Origin of the sequence: Halalkalibacter sp. AB-rgal2 (assembly GCF_041821005.1) — a bacterium.
Taxonomy (GTDB): Bacteria; Bacillota; Bacilli; order Bacillales; family Bacillaceae_D; genus Halalkalibacter.
In genome coordinates this window covers 109,863-126,685 of record NZ_JBGUAV010000004.1, presented here as the reverse complement: position 1 = coordinate 126,685, position 16,823 = coordinate 109,863, and the positions used below count along the sequence as shown (strand labels likewise).

Below are 16,823 nucleotides of genomic sequence, written 5' to 3'. Positions count from 1 at the left end.
GAATGGTACTCTTTGAGAGGAGGTGAATGAAAATGGCAGATACTTTATCACGTATTACGAAGATTGTTGTTGATCGTCTAGGTGTTGAAGAAGCAGAAGTGAAGCCTGAAGCTTCATTTAAAGACGATCTTGGTGCAGATTCATTAGATGTTGTAGAGCTTGTTATGGAGCTAGAAGATGAATTTGACCTAGAAATTTCCGACGAAGAAGCGGAGAAAATTTCAACGGTTGCTGATGTCGTTGATTACATAAACAACCGTAATTAATAGGAAGACAAGGTGTTTCTCCTTTCATATTAGAAAGGAGAAACCCTAGTATTTCCACCTTATTAGAAGATGTAAAAAGACGGAGGTGGTTTATGAATGCCACAATCTTCAAGACCTTCAAAACGTGCTAGGTACCAGCATGATCGTAGACGTGCACCTCGTAAAATGGTGCTTTCAAAAGATCAAAAGCAAAAGTTTGATGAGTTAATGGAGCGATTGCAATTACATTTTGATAATCGTAAATTATTAATTCAAGCCTTTACCCATTCATCCTATGTGAATGAGCATCGTATTTTTTCTTGTCAAGATAATGAACGTTTAGAATTTCTCGGTGATGCTGTACTTGAACTGTCTGTTTCTCAATTTTTATTTAAACAATTCAATACGATGAGTGAGGGAGATATGACAAAGCTTCGTGCCTCTATTGTATGTGAGCCTTCCCTAGCTTTATTTGCCCAAGAGTTAAAATTTGGAGAGATGGTATTGTTAGGAAAGGGCGAGGAAATGACAGGTGGAAGAGCAAGACCGGCTTTATTAGCCGATGTATTTGAAGCGTTTATTGGTGCTCTTTACCTTGATCAAGGACTTGATACGGTATTAGAATTTCTAAATCAGACTATTTATCCTAAGATAAACGATGGTGCTTTTTCTCATATGATGGATTTTAAAAGTCAGCTTCAAGAATTTATTCAACGTGATAACCTCGGTTTAATCCAATATTTAATCGTTCAGGAACGTGGGCCTGCCCATAATCGTGAATTTGTATCAGAAGTCCAGTTAAATGGGGAAACTATTGGAGTCGGTACAGGGCGCTCAAAGAAAGAAGCTGAACAACATGCGGCTCAGCAAGCACTTATGAATGTAAATGAAAAAGAAAAGTTAAAATAATTTCGCATAGTAAAAGAGTCGCTACTTCTTTAGATAGCGACTCTTTTACTAATAGGGGATCGGTTATTTTCGTAGTTGGCCTAATTCGGTAACAATTGCATCCAATTCACTTACTGAAAAGCTAGACTGTTTTTTGACATGCTCGTAAATATCACGTAAATCGTCATATTGCTCGGTGTCGAAGTTCTTTGAATTTAACGCGCTAGCATTTACAATTTGTAGCTTGTCTTTAATAGAGTCAAGCATATATTCAATGTTTTCTCTCGATTGAGTATCTAAATTCATGATCTCACTCCTTATTTCTAGTGATTTCATCGTACCATAGCCACATCACTTTGTCCTCTTAAAACCCAATTTACATTGAAAAAGAAGCAATAACAAATTCGAATGACTTGTTTCACTTGACGTTAAATGTCTATATGTGGCTTCATTCACTACGTGTCCTGTGGCGAGAATACGACTCACTACAGGACTTTAAAAGATGTAGCGACTACACTCATTACTTCGAGGTTATTCAAAAAGGGAAAAAGCGCCCATTTTGAACAACCTCTATATGTCAATTCTTTTGTTAATATGATAAAATTATTTAGTTGTCATACATAGTTAGGAGGAGAAGACTATGTTCCTCAAACGACTAGAGGTCGTCGGATTTAAATCATTTGCCGAAAAAATTAATATTGATTTTGTTCCAGGTGTAACGGCAGTCGTTGGACCAAATGGGAGTGGAAAAAGTAATATTTCAGATAGTATACGCTGGGTTCTTGGTGAACAATCGGCAAAGTCATTAAGAGGAGCAAAAATGGAGGATATCATTTTTGCTGGAAGTGATAGTCGTAAACCACTAAACTATGCTGAAGTGAGCTTAATTTTAGACAATGAGGATCAATACATAGCGATCGATTATAGTGAAGTCAGTGTAACGAGGCGTGTTTATCGGTCTGGTGATAGTGAGTATTTTATTAACAAGCAACTCTGTCGATTAAAAGATATTGTTGATTTGTTCCTTGATTCTGGACTTGGAAAGGAAGCCTATTCAATCATTGGTCAAGGGAAAATAGAAGAAATTTTAAGTAATAAGCCTGAAGATCGTCGTGTCATTTTTGAAGAAGCCGCCGGCGTTTTGAAATACAAAACGAGAAAAGTCAAAGCCGAGAAACGTTTAACCGAGACACAAGATAATTTACTTCGTGTGGAAGATATACTTCATGAGCTCGAGTCGCAAGTGGAGCCACTAAAGGAACAAGCCTCACTTGCTAAGGAATATTTAGCGATTAAAGAGGAATTAAAAGAAATAGATATTGCCTTAATGGTTTTTGAAATTGAGCAATTACATGAGAATTGGTTATTGAAAAAAGAACAACTGGCGACACATACGGAGAAGCTTCAACATCTAAATGAAGAACTGATTGATTTAGAAGAGCAGCGTCTTGCGATACGTGAGAATCTAAGTAATATGAGTCAACGTCTATCTAATATGCAGGATGAACTCCTTCATTCTAGTGAAGAGTTAGAGAAGAATGAAGGTCGTAAAGAAGTATTAAAAGAACGACGGAAAAATGCATCACAACATAAAGAGCAATTAGAGAAATCGATTGCTGAAAAGAAAGACCAATTAGAGTCAACTCAAAAGAAGTTCGAAGAAGAGCAGAAGAAAGAGCAAGAAATTCGTACCCGCTTAAATGAATTTAAGCGAACTGTTTCAGAAAAGGAGCAGCTTGCTAATCGCTCTGCAACAGATTTAGAAGATGAAATGGATCAATTAAAATCAGACTATATTGAAGTTTTGAATGAGCAAGCTAGTATTCGTAATGAAAAACGTTACTTAGAAGAACAAATTGATCATCAAAAAAAGAAGCAACAACGTTTGTTAACAGAAAATGAAGATATTGTTCAAGTTCATCAAAAGTGGTTGAAAGAGCTTGAGGAAGCTAAGCAGAAAGAATCGATTACGCAACGAGAGTTGGAAAGAATTACGGACGAATATCGGCGAATTTCGAGTCAAGCTGAAAAGCAGGAGTCGATGTATCAACAGAAGGAATCAAAGCTGTACGAAACCTTTCAGCTTCAGCAAAAGCTCCAATCACGTGCAGATGTATTGGAGGAAATGCAATCGGACTTTTCTGGGTTTTTTCATGGTGTTAAGGAAATCCTAAAGGAACGAAATGGTAAATTGACAGGGATTCTCGGTGCTGTTGCTGAGTTATTACGTGTACCAAAGCAATATGAAACGGCGATCGAAATTGCATTAGGTGGAGCAACACAGCATATTGTTGTGGATAGTGAGGCGAACGCACGAAAGGCGATTCAATATTTAAAACTGAATCGAATTGGACGAGCGACATTTTTACCTTTACCTGTATTAAAGGCAAGGACGATACCGGCAGCCCAAGTACAGGCTTTGAGTGAACATTTAGGTTTTTTAGGTGTTGCAGCGAGCTTAATACGTTCGGATGAGCGATATCGACCTGTATTAGAGCATCTGCTCGGTAATGTTATTATTGCTGAAGATTTACAGGCTGCTAATGAGTTAGCCAAGAGGGTTGGACATCGCTTTCGCGTCGTGACATTAGAAGGAGATGTTGTTAATACAGGTGGTTCGATGACCGGAGGGGCGGTGAAACAAAAGCAAACCCCACTTCTTGGTCGTAAACGAGAACTAGAAGATTTACAGAATAAGCTCTCCAATCTAAAGGAAGTAGCCGATTCATTAGAACAGGAAGTGAAGGAGTTAAAAAGTGTTTCTCAACAATTAATGGAGAAGAGAGAATCATTAAGAGGAAGCGGAGAGAACATTAGGCAAGAATGGCAGGAGATGAAATCTTACGTTACAGTCATTGAGCGTGAGCTAGAATTGACGAAAGACCAATTCACACGCTTCGATCGAGAAAAAGATAGCTTTACGAATGAGATTAGTCAAATGACTGAACGGATTCAAACGTTAGACTCAACCTATGATGTTATGGTAGATAGAGGTCAGCAATTAGAACAAAGGGTAAAAACATTAGAGCAAAAACAAGAAGAACAAAAAGAATCTGAGGAAACATTACAAGAACAATTAACGACTGGAAAAATTGAACTTGCGCGTATAAAAGAACAATACCAAGCGATTTCTTCGCAAGTCGATTATTGGGGGACGATGAAAGAACAATTTGAGAGTGAATATCGTGACCTTAATGATCAATATAAAGATTTAGTTCTTGAAATGTCTGACCGTACAAATGGTGAAGATCATATTAATGAAATGATTAGTGAAAGTAGGTTGAAAAAGCAAGAATTAACCGTACACATTACATCATTACGAGAAGAAAGAGAACAGCAAGAGCAGCTTTTAATAGAAGTTGAACAAACGCAAAAGGAAAAGCAACAATTACAGTCTGCTGTTAGCAATGAGTGTACGTCGATTGAAGTGAAGGTTAATCGAATGGATGTCGATCTAGATAATCGCTTATCTTCTATACAGGAGGAATATGAGCTTTCCTTTGAAGCTGCGCAACAAACTTATCAGCTCACGATCGATGCCAATGAAGCGAAGACGAAGGTAAGGCTAATGAAGCGTTCTATTGATGAATTAGGTACAGTGAACATTGGTGCAATTGAGGAATATGACCGTGTGAGTGAGCGCTTTGATTTTCTCACGACACAGCAAAACGATTTACAAGAAGCTAAAGAGACGCTGCATGGGGTTATTACTGAAATGGATCAAGAAATGACTAAACGATTTTACGATACGTATGTTCATATTCGCTCACATTTTCAAGTCATATACAAAAAGTTATTTGGTGGTGGGGAAGCCGATTTAGTTCTAACTGAGCCAGAAAATCTGCTTGATACAGGTGTTGAAATTATGGCACGACCACCAGGGAAAAAAATGCAAAACTTAGGTTTGCTTTCTGGTGGAGAACGTTCATTGACAGCGATCGCATTACTTTTTGCGATATTACGTGTACGGCCTGTTCCGTTTTGTGTTCTTGATGAAGTAGAAGCAGCATTAGATGAAGCAAATGTAAGTAGATTTGCACAATTTTTAAAAGAGTTTAGTGAAGCGACTCAATTTATTGTCATTACACATCGAAGTGGGACAATGGAAGAAGCAGATGTTCTCTATGGTGTTACAATGGAAGAGTCAGGTGTTTCAAAGCTCGTTTCTGTCCGTTTGGAAGAAACGAAAGAATTAATAGAAAGTTAGGTGTGAGCACATGAGTTTCTTTAAAAAACTGAAAGAGAAAATAACAAATCAAACGGTAGACGTGACAGATAAGTTTAAAGAAGGATTAGAAAAGACAAGAGAATCGGTCGTCGGTAAAATGAATGAGCTTGTATCACGCTATCGCAAAGTAGATGAAGAGTTCTTTGAGGAGTTAGAAGAGATCTTAATTGAGTCAGATGTTGGTGTTACAACAGTGATGGAATTAATTGATGAGATCAAGGACGAGGTTAGACTTCAGAATATTAAAGATACAAAGGATATTCAACCGGTTATTTCAGAAAAGCTTGCAGGTTTATTGGAGAAGCAAGATGAAACGACATTACAATTAAATGAAAATGGCATGAGTGTTATCCTCTTTGTTGGAGTAAACGGTGTCGGTAAAACGACAACGATTGGGAAGCTAGCGAATCAACTGAAAGCAGAAGGGAAATCAGTTTTGCTTGCCGCGGGTGATACTTTTAGAGCTGGAGCAATTGAACAGCTTGAAGTATGGGGGGAGCGAGTAGGTGTTGATGTTATAAAGCAGCAGGAAGGATCTGATCCAGCTGCTGTCATGTATGATGCTCTACAAGCGGCAAAGGCAAGGAATATGGATGTCTTACTTTGTGATACTGCTGGAAGATTACAAAATAAAGTGAATTTAATGAACGAACTGGCAAAGGTCAAACGTGTGATCGAAAGAGAGGTTCCTGGCGCGCCTCATGAAGTGCTACTCGTATTGGATGCGACAACAGGTCAGAATGCTCTTTCACAGGCTAAATCGTTCAGTTCGGCAACGAATGTATCAGGTATTGTTTTAACGAAGCTTGATGGTACAGCAAAAGGTGGAATTGTATTAGCGATCCGGCATGAGCTGGATATTCCAGTGAAGTTTGTAGGTTTAGGTGAAAAGGTTGACGATCTGCAAGCTTTTAATGCTGAACAGTTTGTATATGGTCTGTTTAAAGAAGCCATTGAAGAGGAGGAACAGAAGGAGCATTAGTACTTGTTAAGAAAAAAACTTGACACATACTTTTCATTCGTGTAAGATAATGATTCGTAAAGGGAAATCACTTAACAAGGGGTTGATGATGTGTTAGATAAGACGCTCCGAATGAACTATTTGTTTGATTTTTATCAGTCGTTACTAACACAGAAGCAACGTAAGTATATGTCACTTTACTACCTAGATGATTTCTCTTTAGGTGAAATTGCTGAAGAATTTGACGTTAGTCGCCAAGCTGTTTACGATAATATTAAAAGAACAGAAGTGATGCTTGAAGGATATGAGGATAAGCTTAAGCTATTGTTCAAATTTGAGCAACGTACAGATCTTATGGCGAAGTTACGAACAACGATTCAACAAAATGCGACTCCTGAAGAGACTCTGTCACTGCTTGACTCTCTTGAGAAATTAGACTAGGAGGCGACAACATGGCATTTGAAGGTTTAGCGGAGCGATTGCAAGGAACGTTAACGAAAATACGCGGTAAAGGAAAAGTTAGTGAACAAGACGTTAAAGAAATGATGCGTGAAGTTCGCTTAGCCTTGCTAGAAGCGGATGTTAACTTTAAAGTAGTAAAGCAATTCATAGCAAGTGTACGTGAGAAAGCACTTGGACAAGAAGTGATGAAGAGCTTAACGCCAGGACAGCAAGTCATTAAGGTTGTAAACGAAGAATTAACAGCGTTGATGGGGGGAGAACAGAGTAAGATTGCTGTTTCACCAAAATCCCCGACAGTTGTGATGATGGTTGGCTTACAAGGTGCTGGTAAGACAACAACGACAGCTAAATTAGCGAACCATTTACGTAAAAATCATAACCGTAAGCCATTATTAGTTGCTGCTGATATTTATCGCCCGGCAGCGATTAAACAGCTAGAGACGTTAGGAAAGCAGCTAAATATGCCTGTGTTCAACCTAGGCGATCAAGTTAGTCCTGTTGAGATTGCCAAACAAGCCATTGATAAAGCAAAGGAAGATCATCATGATTATGTCATCATTGATACAGCTGGTCGCTTGCACGTAGATGAAGAGTTAATGCAAGAATTGCAGCAAGTAAAAGAGGTAGCTAGTCCTGATGAGATTCTACTTGTTGTTGATGCAATGACAGGGCAAGATGCGGTTAATGTAGCTGAGAGCTTTAATGAACAATTGGATGTGACTGGAGTAGTGTTAACCAAATTGGACGGTGACACTCGTGGAGGAGCAGCGATTTCTGTTAAGGCTGTTACGAACACACCAATTAAATTTGCAGGTATGGGTGAGAAAATCGATCAGCTTGAAGCGTTCCACCCTGAGCGTATGGCTTCTCGTATTCTTGGCATGGGAGATGTCCTTTCACTTATTGAAAAGGCTCAAACAAATATTGATGAAGACAAGGCAAAGCAGCTTGAAAAGAAAATGAGAACGATGGATTTTACGTTCGAAGACTTTCTCGAGCAACTAGATCAGGTGCGTAATATGGGGCCATTAGATGAACTTCTCAATATGATGCCTGGTATGAACAAAAAGGGCATGAAGGATTTACAAGTGGATGAAAAGCAAATTGGTAAAGTTGAAGCAATCGTTCGTTCAATGACGACAAAGGAAAAACAAGAGCCATCCATCATGAATGCAAGTAGAAAGAGACGAATTGCTAAAGGAAGTGGAACATCGATTCAAGATGTGAACCGACTTTTGAAACAGTTCGAGGATATGAAGAAAATGATGAAGCAAATGACCAATATGTCTTCAGGCAAAGGGAAGAAAAAAGGCAAAGGTCTTGGTGGATTCAAGTTACCTTTTTAGTGAAATCCTTTTTTATCATGTACGGTGGTATGTGATAAAAATTGATCATATATAATAATTTTAAATTTTAGTGGAGGTGTTTAACGAATGGCAGTAAAAATTCGTTTAAAGCGCATGGGTTCAAAAAAGGCCCCATTTTATCGTGTAGTAGTAGCAGATTCTCGTTCACCACGTGATGGACGTTTCATTGAAGAAATTGGAACGTATAATCCATTAACTCAGCCAGCGAAGGTTGATCTAGAAGAGGAAAAAGCACTTGAATGGATGTTAAAAGGTGCAAAGCCTTCTGATACAGTGCGTAACCTGTTTTCAAATGCTGGTTTAATGGAAAAGCTTCACAATGCAAAAAATCAAAAGTAATTCTTCGAAAAGGAGAATCTAATGAGAGCGTTACTAGAACATATGGTGAAAGAAATTGTCGATCATCCAGAAGAAATTCGGATTGAAGAAGTCACGGAAGGACAGATGTTGCGGTTGCAATTGTTTGTTCATCGCGAGGATATTGGGAAAGTAATAGGGAAGCAAGGACGAACAGCTAAAGCCATTCGGACGATTCTCTATGCCTCACCTTCATCGTATAAGCGTGTTCAATTAGACATCATGGAATAGTAATGTGCAAGTAATGGGTGGGGGAATCCTCACCCTTTTTCTGTACATATATGACTATACTTTTTGCATTTTGCTTAAAATAATAAAATGTGTCTCAGGTTACATAATGCCTGATTTATAAATACGTTCTTTATATTAGTGGGACATAATCTACATTTACGAATAAGGAGGGAAAGTGATGAATGGGGATTGGTTTCGAGTCGGGAAAATCGTTAATACCCATGGAGTTAAAGGCGAAGTACGGGTTATTTCATCAACTGATTTCAGTGATGAACGATACGCGGTAGGTTCTAAACTAATGATACGCGTACAAACGAATGAGGAAATAAGCGTAACAGTTAGTCATCATCGCATACATAAGCAGTTTGATTTACTTCAATTTGAAGGCTACTTTTCGATCAATGATGTAGAAAAATTTAAAGGGTGTACATTATATGTGTCTAGTGAGTATTTAACAGATCTTGATGAGGATGAGTATTACTATTATGAAATCATTGGTTGTAGCATTATGACAGATGAAGGAGAAACAATAGGGAAAGTAAAGGAAATTGTTCAAACGGGTGCTAATGATGTTTGGATTGTTCAAAGAAATAGTGGTGGCAAAGACATTCTAATCCCCTATATTGATGATGTTGTTAAAGACATTTCCATATCGGATAAGAAGATAACGATTCATTTGATGGAAGGGTTACTTGAATGAAGATTGACATTTTAACGTTGTTTCCTGAAATGTTTGATGGGGTATTTGAAACATCGATTTTGAAAAAAGCGCAGCAGGCTGGAATTGTATCATTAAATACGATTAATTACCGTCATTTTGCAAATGATAAACACCAAAAAGTGGATGACTACCCTTATGGCGGTGGTGCTGGGATGGTGCTTAGACCGCAACCTATTTTTGATGCAATCGAACACGTGAAGCAAGCATCTGAGTATGAACAACCCCACGTCGTTCTTCTTTGCCCACAAGGGGAGCCATATACGCAGTCAAAAGCAGAACAATTAACTCAAAAAGGGCATTTGATTTTTATTTGTGGTCATTATGAAGGGTATGATGAGCGAATTCGAGAGCATCTTGTAGATGAAGAAATTTCGATAGGGGATTATGTCTTAACGGGTGGTGAGATAGGAGCAATGGCTATGACAGATAGTATTGTTCGATTATTACCTGGTGTGTTAGGAAATTCTAATTCGGCTTTGCTAGATTCTTTTTCAACGGGTTTATTGGAACACCCTCAATATACAAGGCCAGCTAATTTCCGTGGAAATGTAGTCCCAGATATATTACTTTCTGGTCATCATGAACGAATTGAGGAGTGGCGTAGAAAAGAAGCATTGAAGAGAACATGGAGTCGACGTCCTGATTTACTAAAAGGAAAGCAATTAAATGATGAAGAAAAGAAATGGATACGTGAATTTTCACAAAAAAAAGATGAATCATCTTGAGAAGTTATGAATGCTATGGTATTATAAAGCTTGTGGCTAAATGCCCGTAATTACGATGTTCCGCTGCAGGTTCGACTGATAAGAGCATCTGTAAGGAAGGAGTGGAAGTTATGAACAACATTATCCGAGAAATTACGAATGAACAAATACGTAATGACATTCCAACGTTCCGCGCTGGTGATACGTTAACCGTTCACGTTAAGGTAGTCGAAGGAACTCGTGAGCGTATTCAGCTTTTTGAAGGTGTCGTCATTAAACGTCGTGGTACTGGTATTAGTGAAACATTCACTGTACGTAAGATTTCTTATGGTGTAGGTGTTGAGCGTACATTCCCATTACATTCACCGAAGATTGATAAGATCGAAGTGAAGCGTCGCGGTAAAGTACGTCGTGCTAAGCTTTATTACTTACGTAGCCTACGCGGTAAAGCGGCTCGTATTAAAGAAATTCGTTAAGCAGCAAAAGTGCTTTTCGTATGTGAAAAAATAATTGAGTTGAGGGTGTTCATATGAGGTGCTAGCCTTATTTTGAATGCCCTCTTTTCATTTTCATATAAGTATCTTTATAATAATAGGCCAAGTCTTATTTTGGGCATGAGATTTTTATAAAGGTATGATAAACTAAAGCTTGTTAGTCGGAAAATGGAGGGCGCCTTTATGAGTGAAGAAACCTTAATAGAGGAAGAAAAAGAAGGAAAAAAGGAATCATGGGAATGGATAAAAGCGATACTCATTGCTTTTGCGATTGCGTTTATCATTCGACAATTTTTATTTGCACCGGTGATTGTTGATGGAGAATCGATGGTACCAACATTGGAGCACGGTGATCGAATGATTGTTAATAAAATAGCCTATACATTTAGCGAACCGAATCGATTTGATATTATTGTGTTTCACGCTCCGGCAGGAAAAGATTACATAAAGAGAATTATTGGATTACCTGGTGATGAAATTAAATTTGAGAACGATTTATTATATGTAAATGGAGAAGAGGTTGCTGAGATTTATTTAGATGAGCTAAGAACTGTTTATCCTTCAGAGAATCTTACACATGATTTCGAGGCGATTATTGTTCCCGATGACCAAGTTTTTGTATTAGGTGATAATCGTCGCAGGAGCAAAGACAGTCGAGATATTGGCACGGTACACATGGATGAAGTAATTGGGAGGGCTAATATTGTTTTCTGGCCTTTATCAAACATAAGAATGGCGGAGTAGGTGATGATATGACAATTCAATGGTTTCCAGGCCATATGGCAAAAGCACGTAGAGAAGTAACAGAGAAATTATCATTAATTGATGTAGTCATTGAGTTAGTGGATGCTCGTGTTCCGCTAGCTTCGAGAAATCCGATGATTGATGAGCTAACCTCACATAAACCACGTCTTATCTTATTGAATAAGGCTGATTTAGCAGATCCTGCTGTAACGACAGAGTGGGTACATTATTTTGAAAACGCGGGTTTGAAAGTATTAGTAATCAATAGTCAAAACGGAAAAGGAACGGAAAAAATCGCACAAGCATGTCGTGAGCTTGCGGCTTCGCTTATTGAAAAATTAAAAGCAAAAGGGATGAAGCCGAGAGCGATAAGGGCGATGATTTTAGGTATTCCAAATGTCGGGAAGTCTACGCTAATTAATAGACTTGCGTCGAAGAGAACGGCCAAAGTAGGAGATCGTCCAGGTGTAACGAAGCAGCAACAGTGGATTAAAGTAGGGAAAACTCTTGAATTGTTAGATACACCAGGTATTTTATGGCCTAAGTTCGAGGATCAATTAACCGGGTACTTGCTAGCAGCTACAGGTGCTATAAAAGATGAGCTCCTTGATTTTCAAGACATTGCCCTATTTGTCTTAAAAAATATGAAGGTTTATTATTCAAATCGTTTGAAGGAGCGTTATAAGCTGGATGAAATACCTGAAGATCCAATTGAATTGTTTGATGAAATCGGTCAAAAGCGTGGCTGTTTAATAAGTGGTGGTTATGTTGATTACGATAAAGCTGCAGAGATTATTTTAAGAGAGCTACGTGCTGGAACTTTAGGACAGGTTACATTAGAGCGAGTAGAAGAATAACCTCACATACACCTACATCTATTACGTTGGATGTAGGTGTCATTTTTACTGGCTAGATGGCATAGGCTTCGTATGTTAAACACTACCTTACATTTTAAAAAAAGATCGACCTTTTTATAACAACTATGCGTGACGCAATTAAGAAATGGGTTCATTAATCCGATACATATAACAAGGAGACATTAGTCATGGGATTATCTCTTAAAGAAATAGAGATGAAGTTAAAAAGCAATGAGGATATGGAAGAATGTATTTTACTATTAAAAAATGATGGTCGAAAAGGTGCTCAAAGACTATTACAAACCTTTAAAAGACGGCAAGAGAAAGAAAGACAACTTGAAAACATGCACAGACAAATGACTGTTTATGAACAAAAGTTACTCGAGAATGGATCCAATATGATTGCTGGAATCGATGAGGTCGGCAGAGGACCATTAGCGGGACCAGTAGTCGCTTGTGCAGTTATTTTACCTGCTGATTTTAAGTTATTAGGTCTAACGGATTCTAAGAAGCTTTCGAAGGCAAAAAGAGAAGCCTTTGCTGACCATATTAAAAAGGAAGCAGTTTCTTATTCGATATCAATGGTACATGCGGTAGAAATTGATCAAATGAATATCTATCAGTCTACGAAAAAAGCGATGTGTCAAGCAATTGAAAAGCTACAATATGAACCAGACCATCTACTTGTTGATGCGATGACATTACCGGTAGTAACTAATCAAACGTCTATTATTAAAGGTGACCAAAAAAGTATATCAATTGCGGCTAGTTCTGTTCTTGCTAAAGTTGCCCGTGATCGCTATATGGAGGAGTTAGAAAGTCAATATCCTGGCTATGGATTTGCTAATCATGCAGGATATGGAACGAAAGAACATCTTGAAGCATTAGAGATTTTAGGTGTCACAAAAGAGCATCGTCAATCATTTAAACCAATTACTGAACTATTAGCAACATAGAAGAGCACTGAAAAAGTTGATTCCTCGCAAATTATTCCCTTATATGAAAGGAGTGGTCGTATGATTCAAAATCAATCTACTCAACAAATACATTCACCTCAGCAGCAAGTACGAACCATTTCATTCACACCAGGTCAAATTTTTCAAGGGAAAGTACTAAAGCTATTTCCGAATCATTTAGCCTCCTTACAAATTAATGGGATGAAAATGACAGGGGTTTTAGAGGCAGCGCTAATAGCTGGTGAACGTTATTGGTTTGAGGTGAAGGAAAGCAAAGGATTACCCCGTTTGAAAGTGTTGGAGTATCGTTCTAATCAATCGCAGGTAGCTAATCAACAGCAAGCTTCATCAATCGCTGATTTACTGCGTCATTTAGGAGCTTCTCATATAAAGGAAGCTGAAACGGTCATTACAGCGTTTCAAAGGCAAGGTCTTTCTTTTTCTAGAGATATGATTCAAGCAAGCTCACAGCTTTTGAATCATTCATCGTTACCATCAGATGAAACAATGAAACTCATTGGACAAATGGTGCAGCGAAATTTACCGTTAACTCCTGCGGTATTCGATGCTTATTGGTCTCATGGAAATACAGAGGATTTATCCGTGCAATTACAATCGTTGATTAAGCTTCTCAGCGAATCAAGTGATTCTCGCTCAAAGCAATGGCTTCAGCAATTACAATCAATTATGCAAGCTTCGACTGTGTCAAAATCATCACATTCCCCTATTCAACAATTATTCATCACTGCGTTGAGTGAAGGAATAAATGAAGAACAATCTGCTCGCATGATTTTACAACGTCTAGGGGTTCATTTGAACCAAGAAGAGCTTATTCAAGCACTAAGATCTCAACAATCCTATCATGCGTTTGGACTCAACCAGGCAAATGGAGGAGAGGGAAGACAAAAAAACGAATTCATCACATTTATTTCACAAATGCGTAACAGTGAGATCGCTTCGTTTATTCGGCAAATCTCTAATCACCGATCACTAGAAGCGATAGAGTCAAGATTAAATAGTCTCCATTCTGAAACACTCTCTCAAGGGGAAAGACACCTACTTATGCAATTGTATGGGGGAGAAAGAAGTCGGATGCAAATGCCTCAGTTTCAATTACTAGGCTCATTACTAGGGTTTGATTACGAACAAGTTCTAATGAAGAACCTTCAAGCAAATGAACTGACACCCCTTACAAGTGCTCAGCAAAATCTTAAGGCTATGCTACTAACGATGCAGCAACAAAATGGGATGACGGACCTTCAAACAGTAGCATCAACAATTGTGAATAAATTGACAGCTCAGCAACTTCTATCACATGAGCAATTAGGGGCATTTCATCAGTATGTTTTTTCAATTCCTTTACAGCTAGGAGCATTCCATACAAATATGACGATGCAATGGGAAGGCCAAAAGAGTGAAGATGGACAATTAAACCCTGATTATTGCCGCATCTTATTTTATTTAACGTTAGAACATTTGCAAGAGACAGTCGTTGATGTCATGATTCAAAATCGAATTGTATCGGTAACGATTCATAATGAGCATGATCAACCTCATTCATTGATCAGCCTATTAACACCAACGTTAAGAAATGCATTACAGCAAAAAGAGTATCAGCTCCTTTCTGTTAATTGGAAAAAGTTAAATGAGGTAGAGCAAAAACAACAAACAAGTGATCAAAACTATTCAACTTATAGAGGAGTTGATGTTCGCATATGAGTGAACAAGGTTCTAAATGTAAACAAGCTGTTGCCCTTCGGTATGACCCAGCACTTGAGCCTGCTCCTAAAGTAATGGCAAAAGGAAAAGGATATGTCGCTGAGGAAATTATAGCTAGAGCAAATGAGCATTCAATTCCCTTACAGGAGGATGCTTCATTAGTTGAATTGTTATCGCAATTAGAGATACATCAAGCTATTCCAAATGAATTATATGAGGTAGTAGCGGAGGTTTTTTCATATATTTATCAAGTGGATCAGCATCGTTCAACTCAAGGTGAATGATCCCCACTAAGTTGAGTATGATAAGTATTGAGGTAGATTCATTTGGAGGGAATGTATGAAAAACAGGGAAAAACAACAAGAATTTGGTCGCGAGCTTCATCCTCACAGCGTGCAAGAAATGGATGCGAAAGCCATAATGTTTAAGAAAAAATCAAATAAGAGCCAAAAAGAAAAACAGCACAAGGAAGATCCCTCAATAAAAAGGAAAAAATGAATGATGCGAGCATCACGCATGCTCGCTTTTTTTCGATCATTTGATAAAAGTCGTTAATAAAAGACAGAATTCGTCGATTTTTTTAAATTCTTTTTTTTTGTAAGGGTTTTATCTCCCATAACAATCCAATCCATGATAAAATGGTAGAGGATTTCATACAAATCTTGAAGTGATGCTACGGCATACATGTAATTGATAGGAGGCTGGAGAGAGAATGAATATCCACGAGTATCAAGGAAAAGAGCTTCTACGTAAGTATGGTGTTGCTGTGCCGAATGGGAAAGTAGCATTTTCTGTTGAAGAAGCAGTAGAGGCAGCGAAGGAATTAGGATCAAGTGTTTCAGTTGTGAAGGCGCAAATCCACGCAGGTGGCCGTGGTAAGGCGGGTGGAGTTAAAGTAGCGAAGAACCTTGATGAAGTTCGTACATACGCTGACGAAATTTTAGGAAAAACGCTTGTTACTCATCAAACAGGTCCAGAAGGTAAGGAAGTAAAGCGCTTACTCGTTGAAGAAGGATGCGATATTAAAAATGAGTACTACGTAGGACTTGTTTTAGATCGTGCGACTTCACGAGTGGTAATGATGGCATCTGAAGAGGGCGGTACCGAAATTGAAGAAGTAGCTGAAGCAACTCCTGAGAAAATTTTTAAAGAAGTTGTGGATCCTGCTGTTGGTCTTCAAGGATTCCAAGCACGCCGATTAGCATTTAACATTAATATTCCAAAAGAGCTAGTTGGTCAAGCTGTTAAATTTATGATGGGTCTATACAAAGTATTTATTGAAAAGGATTGTTCCATTGCTGAAATTAACCCTCTTGTTACGACAGGTGATGGTAAAGTAATGGCTCTCGATGCGAAATTAAATTTTGATTCAAATGCATTATACCGTCAAAAGGACATTCTTGAGTACCGAGATCTTGAAGAAGAGGATGTAAAAGAAATCGAGGCTTCTAAATATGATTTAAGTTATATCTCTTTAGATGGCAACATCGGTTGCATGGTTAACGGTGCTGGATTAGCAATGGCAACGATGGATATCATTAAACACTATAATGGCGATCCTGCAAACTTCCTTGATGTAGGTGGTGGCGCGACAGCTGAAAAAGTAACAGAAGCGTTTAAAATTATCCTATCCGATGAAAACGTTAAGGGTATCTTCGTTAACATCTTTGGAGGCATTATGAAATGCGATATTATTGCAGAAGGTGTTATTGAGGCAACGAAGCAAGTAGGTTTAGATATTCCTTTAGTTGTTCGTTTGGAAGGAACGAATGTTGATCTAGGTAAGAAGATTTTAAACGAATCTGGTCTTAATATTACAGCAGCTGATTCAATGGCTGACGGCGCACAAAAAATCGTGTCATTAGTACAATAGAAAGGCGGGACGTGGA

General features: G+C 38.3%; 19 protein-coding genes. 18 read left to right on the top strand and 1 reads right to left on the bottom strand.

The features are described 5' to 3' along the window. Positions 1 to 32: 32 nt before the first annotated feature. Both acpP and rnc read left to right on the top strand, forming a co-directional pair. Positions 33 to 266, top strand: coding sequence for an acyl carrier protein (gene acpP / locus ACERJO_RS05065; protein ID WP_247103927.1), 234 nt, complete (start codon positions 33 to 35; stop codon positions 264 to 266). Between the two features lie 96 nt (positions 267 to 362). Continuing rightward, the gene (gene rnc / locus ACERJO_RS05060; protein ID WP_274169693.1) at positions 363 to 1,154 is read left to right on the top strand and encodes a ribonuclease III; all 792 of its coding nucleotides are present in this window, start codon (positions 363 to 365) and stop codon (positions 1,152 to 1,154) included. A 63-nt stretch (positions 1,155 to 1,217) separates the two neighbouring features. Here rnc and ACERJO_RS05055 read toward each other — a convergent pair whose 3' ends face one another. After that, positions 1,218 to 1,439: a DUF1128 domain-containing protein gene (locus ACERJO_RS05055; RefSeq protein ID WP_247103929.1), complete on the bottom strand. Its 222-nt coding sequence runs from the start codon at positions 1,437 to 1,439 to the stop codon at positions 1,218 to 1,220. Positions 1,440 to 1,773: 334 nt separating this feature from the next. On the opposite strand from ACERJO_RS05055, the gene smc reads away from it, so the two are divergent. From smc to sucC, 16 genes are all read left to right on the top strand, one after another. Next, entirely contained in the window at positions 1,774 to 5,340 is a 3,567-nt protein-coding gene (smc, locus tag ACERJO_RS05050; protein WP_373646758.1) for a chromosome segregation protein SMC, read from the top strand. Between the two features lie 10 nt (positions 5,341 to 5,350). Beyond that, entirely contained in the window at positions 5,351 to 6,343 is a 993-nt protein-coding gene (ftsY, locus tag ACERJO_RS05045; RefSeq protein WP_247103932.1) for a signal recognition particle-docking protein FtsY, read from the top strand. Positions 6,344 to 6,454: 111 nt separating this feature from the next. Beyond that, complete coding sequence (locus tag ACERJO_RS05040; RefSeq protein ID WP_252120663.1) at positions 6,455 to 6,763, top strand: putative DNA-binding protein; 309 nt, start codon at positions 6,455 to 6,457, stop codon at positions 6,761 to 6,763. A gap of 11 nt (positions 6,764 to 6,774) precedes the next feature. Further along, the gene (gene ffh / locus ACERJO_RS05035) at positions 6,775 to 8,130 is read left to right on the top strand and encodes a signal recognition particle protein (RefSeq protein WP_247103935.1); all 1,356 of its coding nucleotides are present in this window, start codon (positions 6,775 to 6,777) and stop codon (positions 8,128 to 8,130) included. A gap of 87 nt (positions 8,131 to 8,217) precedes the next feature. Continuing rightward, a complete protein-coding gene (rpsP, locus tag ACERJO_RS05030; protein ID WP_035340536.1) occupies positions 8,218 to 8,490 on the top strand; it encodes a 30S ribosomal protein S16 in 273 nt (90 codons plus the stop codon). Between the two features lie 21 nt (positions 8,491 to 8,511). Then, complete coding sequence (locus tag ACERJO_RS05025; protein WP_247103936.1) at positions 8,512 to 8,739, top strand: KH domain-containing protein; 228 nt, start codon at positions 8,512 to 8,514, stop codon at positions 8,737 to 8,739. 178 nt (positions 8,740 to 8,917) lie between these two features. Continuing rightward, a complete protein-coding gene (gene rimM, locus ACERJO_RS05020; RefSeq protein ID WP_373646756.1) occupies positions 8,918 to 9,439 on the top strand; it encodes a ribosome maturation factor RimM in 522 nt (173 codons plus the stop codon). Next, on the top strand, positions 9,436 to 10,185 hold the full coding sequence (gene trmD, locus ACERJO_RS05015) for a tRNA (guanosine(37)-N1)-methyltransferase TrmD (protein WP_373646755.1): 750 nt from the start codon (positions 9,436 to 9,438) through the stop codon (positions 10,183 to 10,185). Before rimM ends, trmD begins: the two co-directional genes overlap by 4 nt. 110 nt (positions 10,186 to 10,295) lie before the next feature. Then, on the top strand, positions 10,296 to 10,640 hold the full coding sequence (gene rplS, locus ACERJO_RS05010) for a 50S ribosomal protein L19 (RefSeq protein ID WP_247103939.1): 345 nt from the start codon (positions 10,296 to 10,298) through the stop codon (positions 10,638 to 10,640). A 201-nt stretch (positions 10,641 to 10,841) separates the two neighbouring features. Next, positions 10,842 to 11,402 carry a signal peptidase I gene (gene lepB / locus ACERJO_RS05005; protein WP_247103940.1) on the top strand — a complete coding sequence of 187 codons (561 nt, stop codon included), beginning with the start codon at positions 10,842 to 10,844 and terminating at the stop codon, positions 11,400 to 11,402. 8 nt (positions 11,403 to 11,410) lie between these two features. Continuing rightward, positions 11,411 to 12,259, top strand: coding sequence for a ribosome biogenesis GTPase YlqF (gene ylqF / locus ACERJO_RS05000; RefSeq protein ID WP_247103942.1), 849 nt, complete (start codon positions 11,411 to 11,413; stop codon positions 12,257 to 12,259). Positions 12,260 to 12,447: 188 nt separating this feature from the next. Further along, complete coding sequence (locus ACERJO_RS04995; RefSeq protein WP_373646752.1) at positions 12,448 to 13,215, top strand: ribonuclease HII; 768 nt, start codon at positions 12,448 to 12,450, stop codon at positions 13,213 to 13,215. Positions 13,216 to 13,275: 60 nt separating this feature from the next. Continuing rightward, entirely contained in the window at positions 13,276 to 14,934 is a 1,659-nt protein-coding gene (locus ACERJO_RS04990) for a hypothetical protein (protein ID WP_373646751.1), read from the top strand. Further along, positions 14,931 to 15,218, top strand: coding sequence for an EscU/YscU/HrcU family type III secretion system export apparatus switch protein (locus tag ACERJO_RS04985; protein ID WP_373646749.1), 288 nt, complete (start codon positions 14,931 to 14,933; stop codon positions 15,216 to 15,218). Before ACERJO_RS04990 ends, ACERJO_RS04985 begins: the two co-directional genes overlap by 4 nt. A 55-nt stretch (positions 15,219 to 15,273) precedes the next feature. Continuing rightward, positions 15,274 to 15,432: a hypothetical protein gene (locus ACERJO_RS04980; protein ID WP_373646747.1), complete on the top strand. Its 159-nt coding sequence runs from the start codon at positions 15,274 to 15,276 to the stop codon at positions 15,430 to 15,432. A gap of 214 nt (positions 15,433 to 15,646) precedes the next feature. Then, positions 15,647 to 16,807: an ADP-forming succinate--CoA ligase subunit beta gene (sucC, locus tag ACERJO_RS04975; RefSeq protein ID WP_247103948.1), complete on the top strand. Its 1,161-nt coding sequence runs from the start codon at positions 15,647 to 15,649 to the stop codon at positions 16,805 to 16,807. Positions 16,808 to 16,823 lie beyond the last annotated feature (16 nt).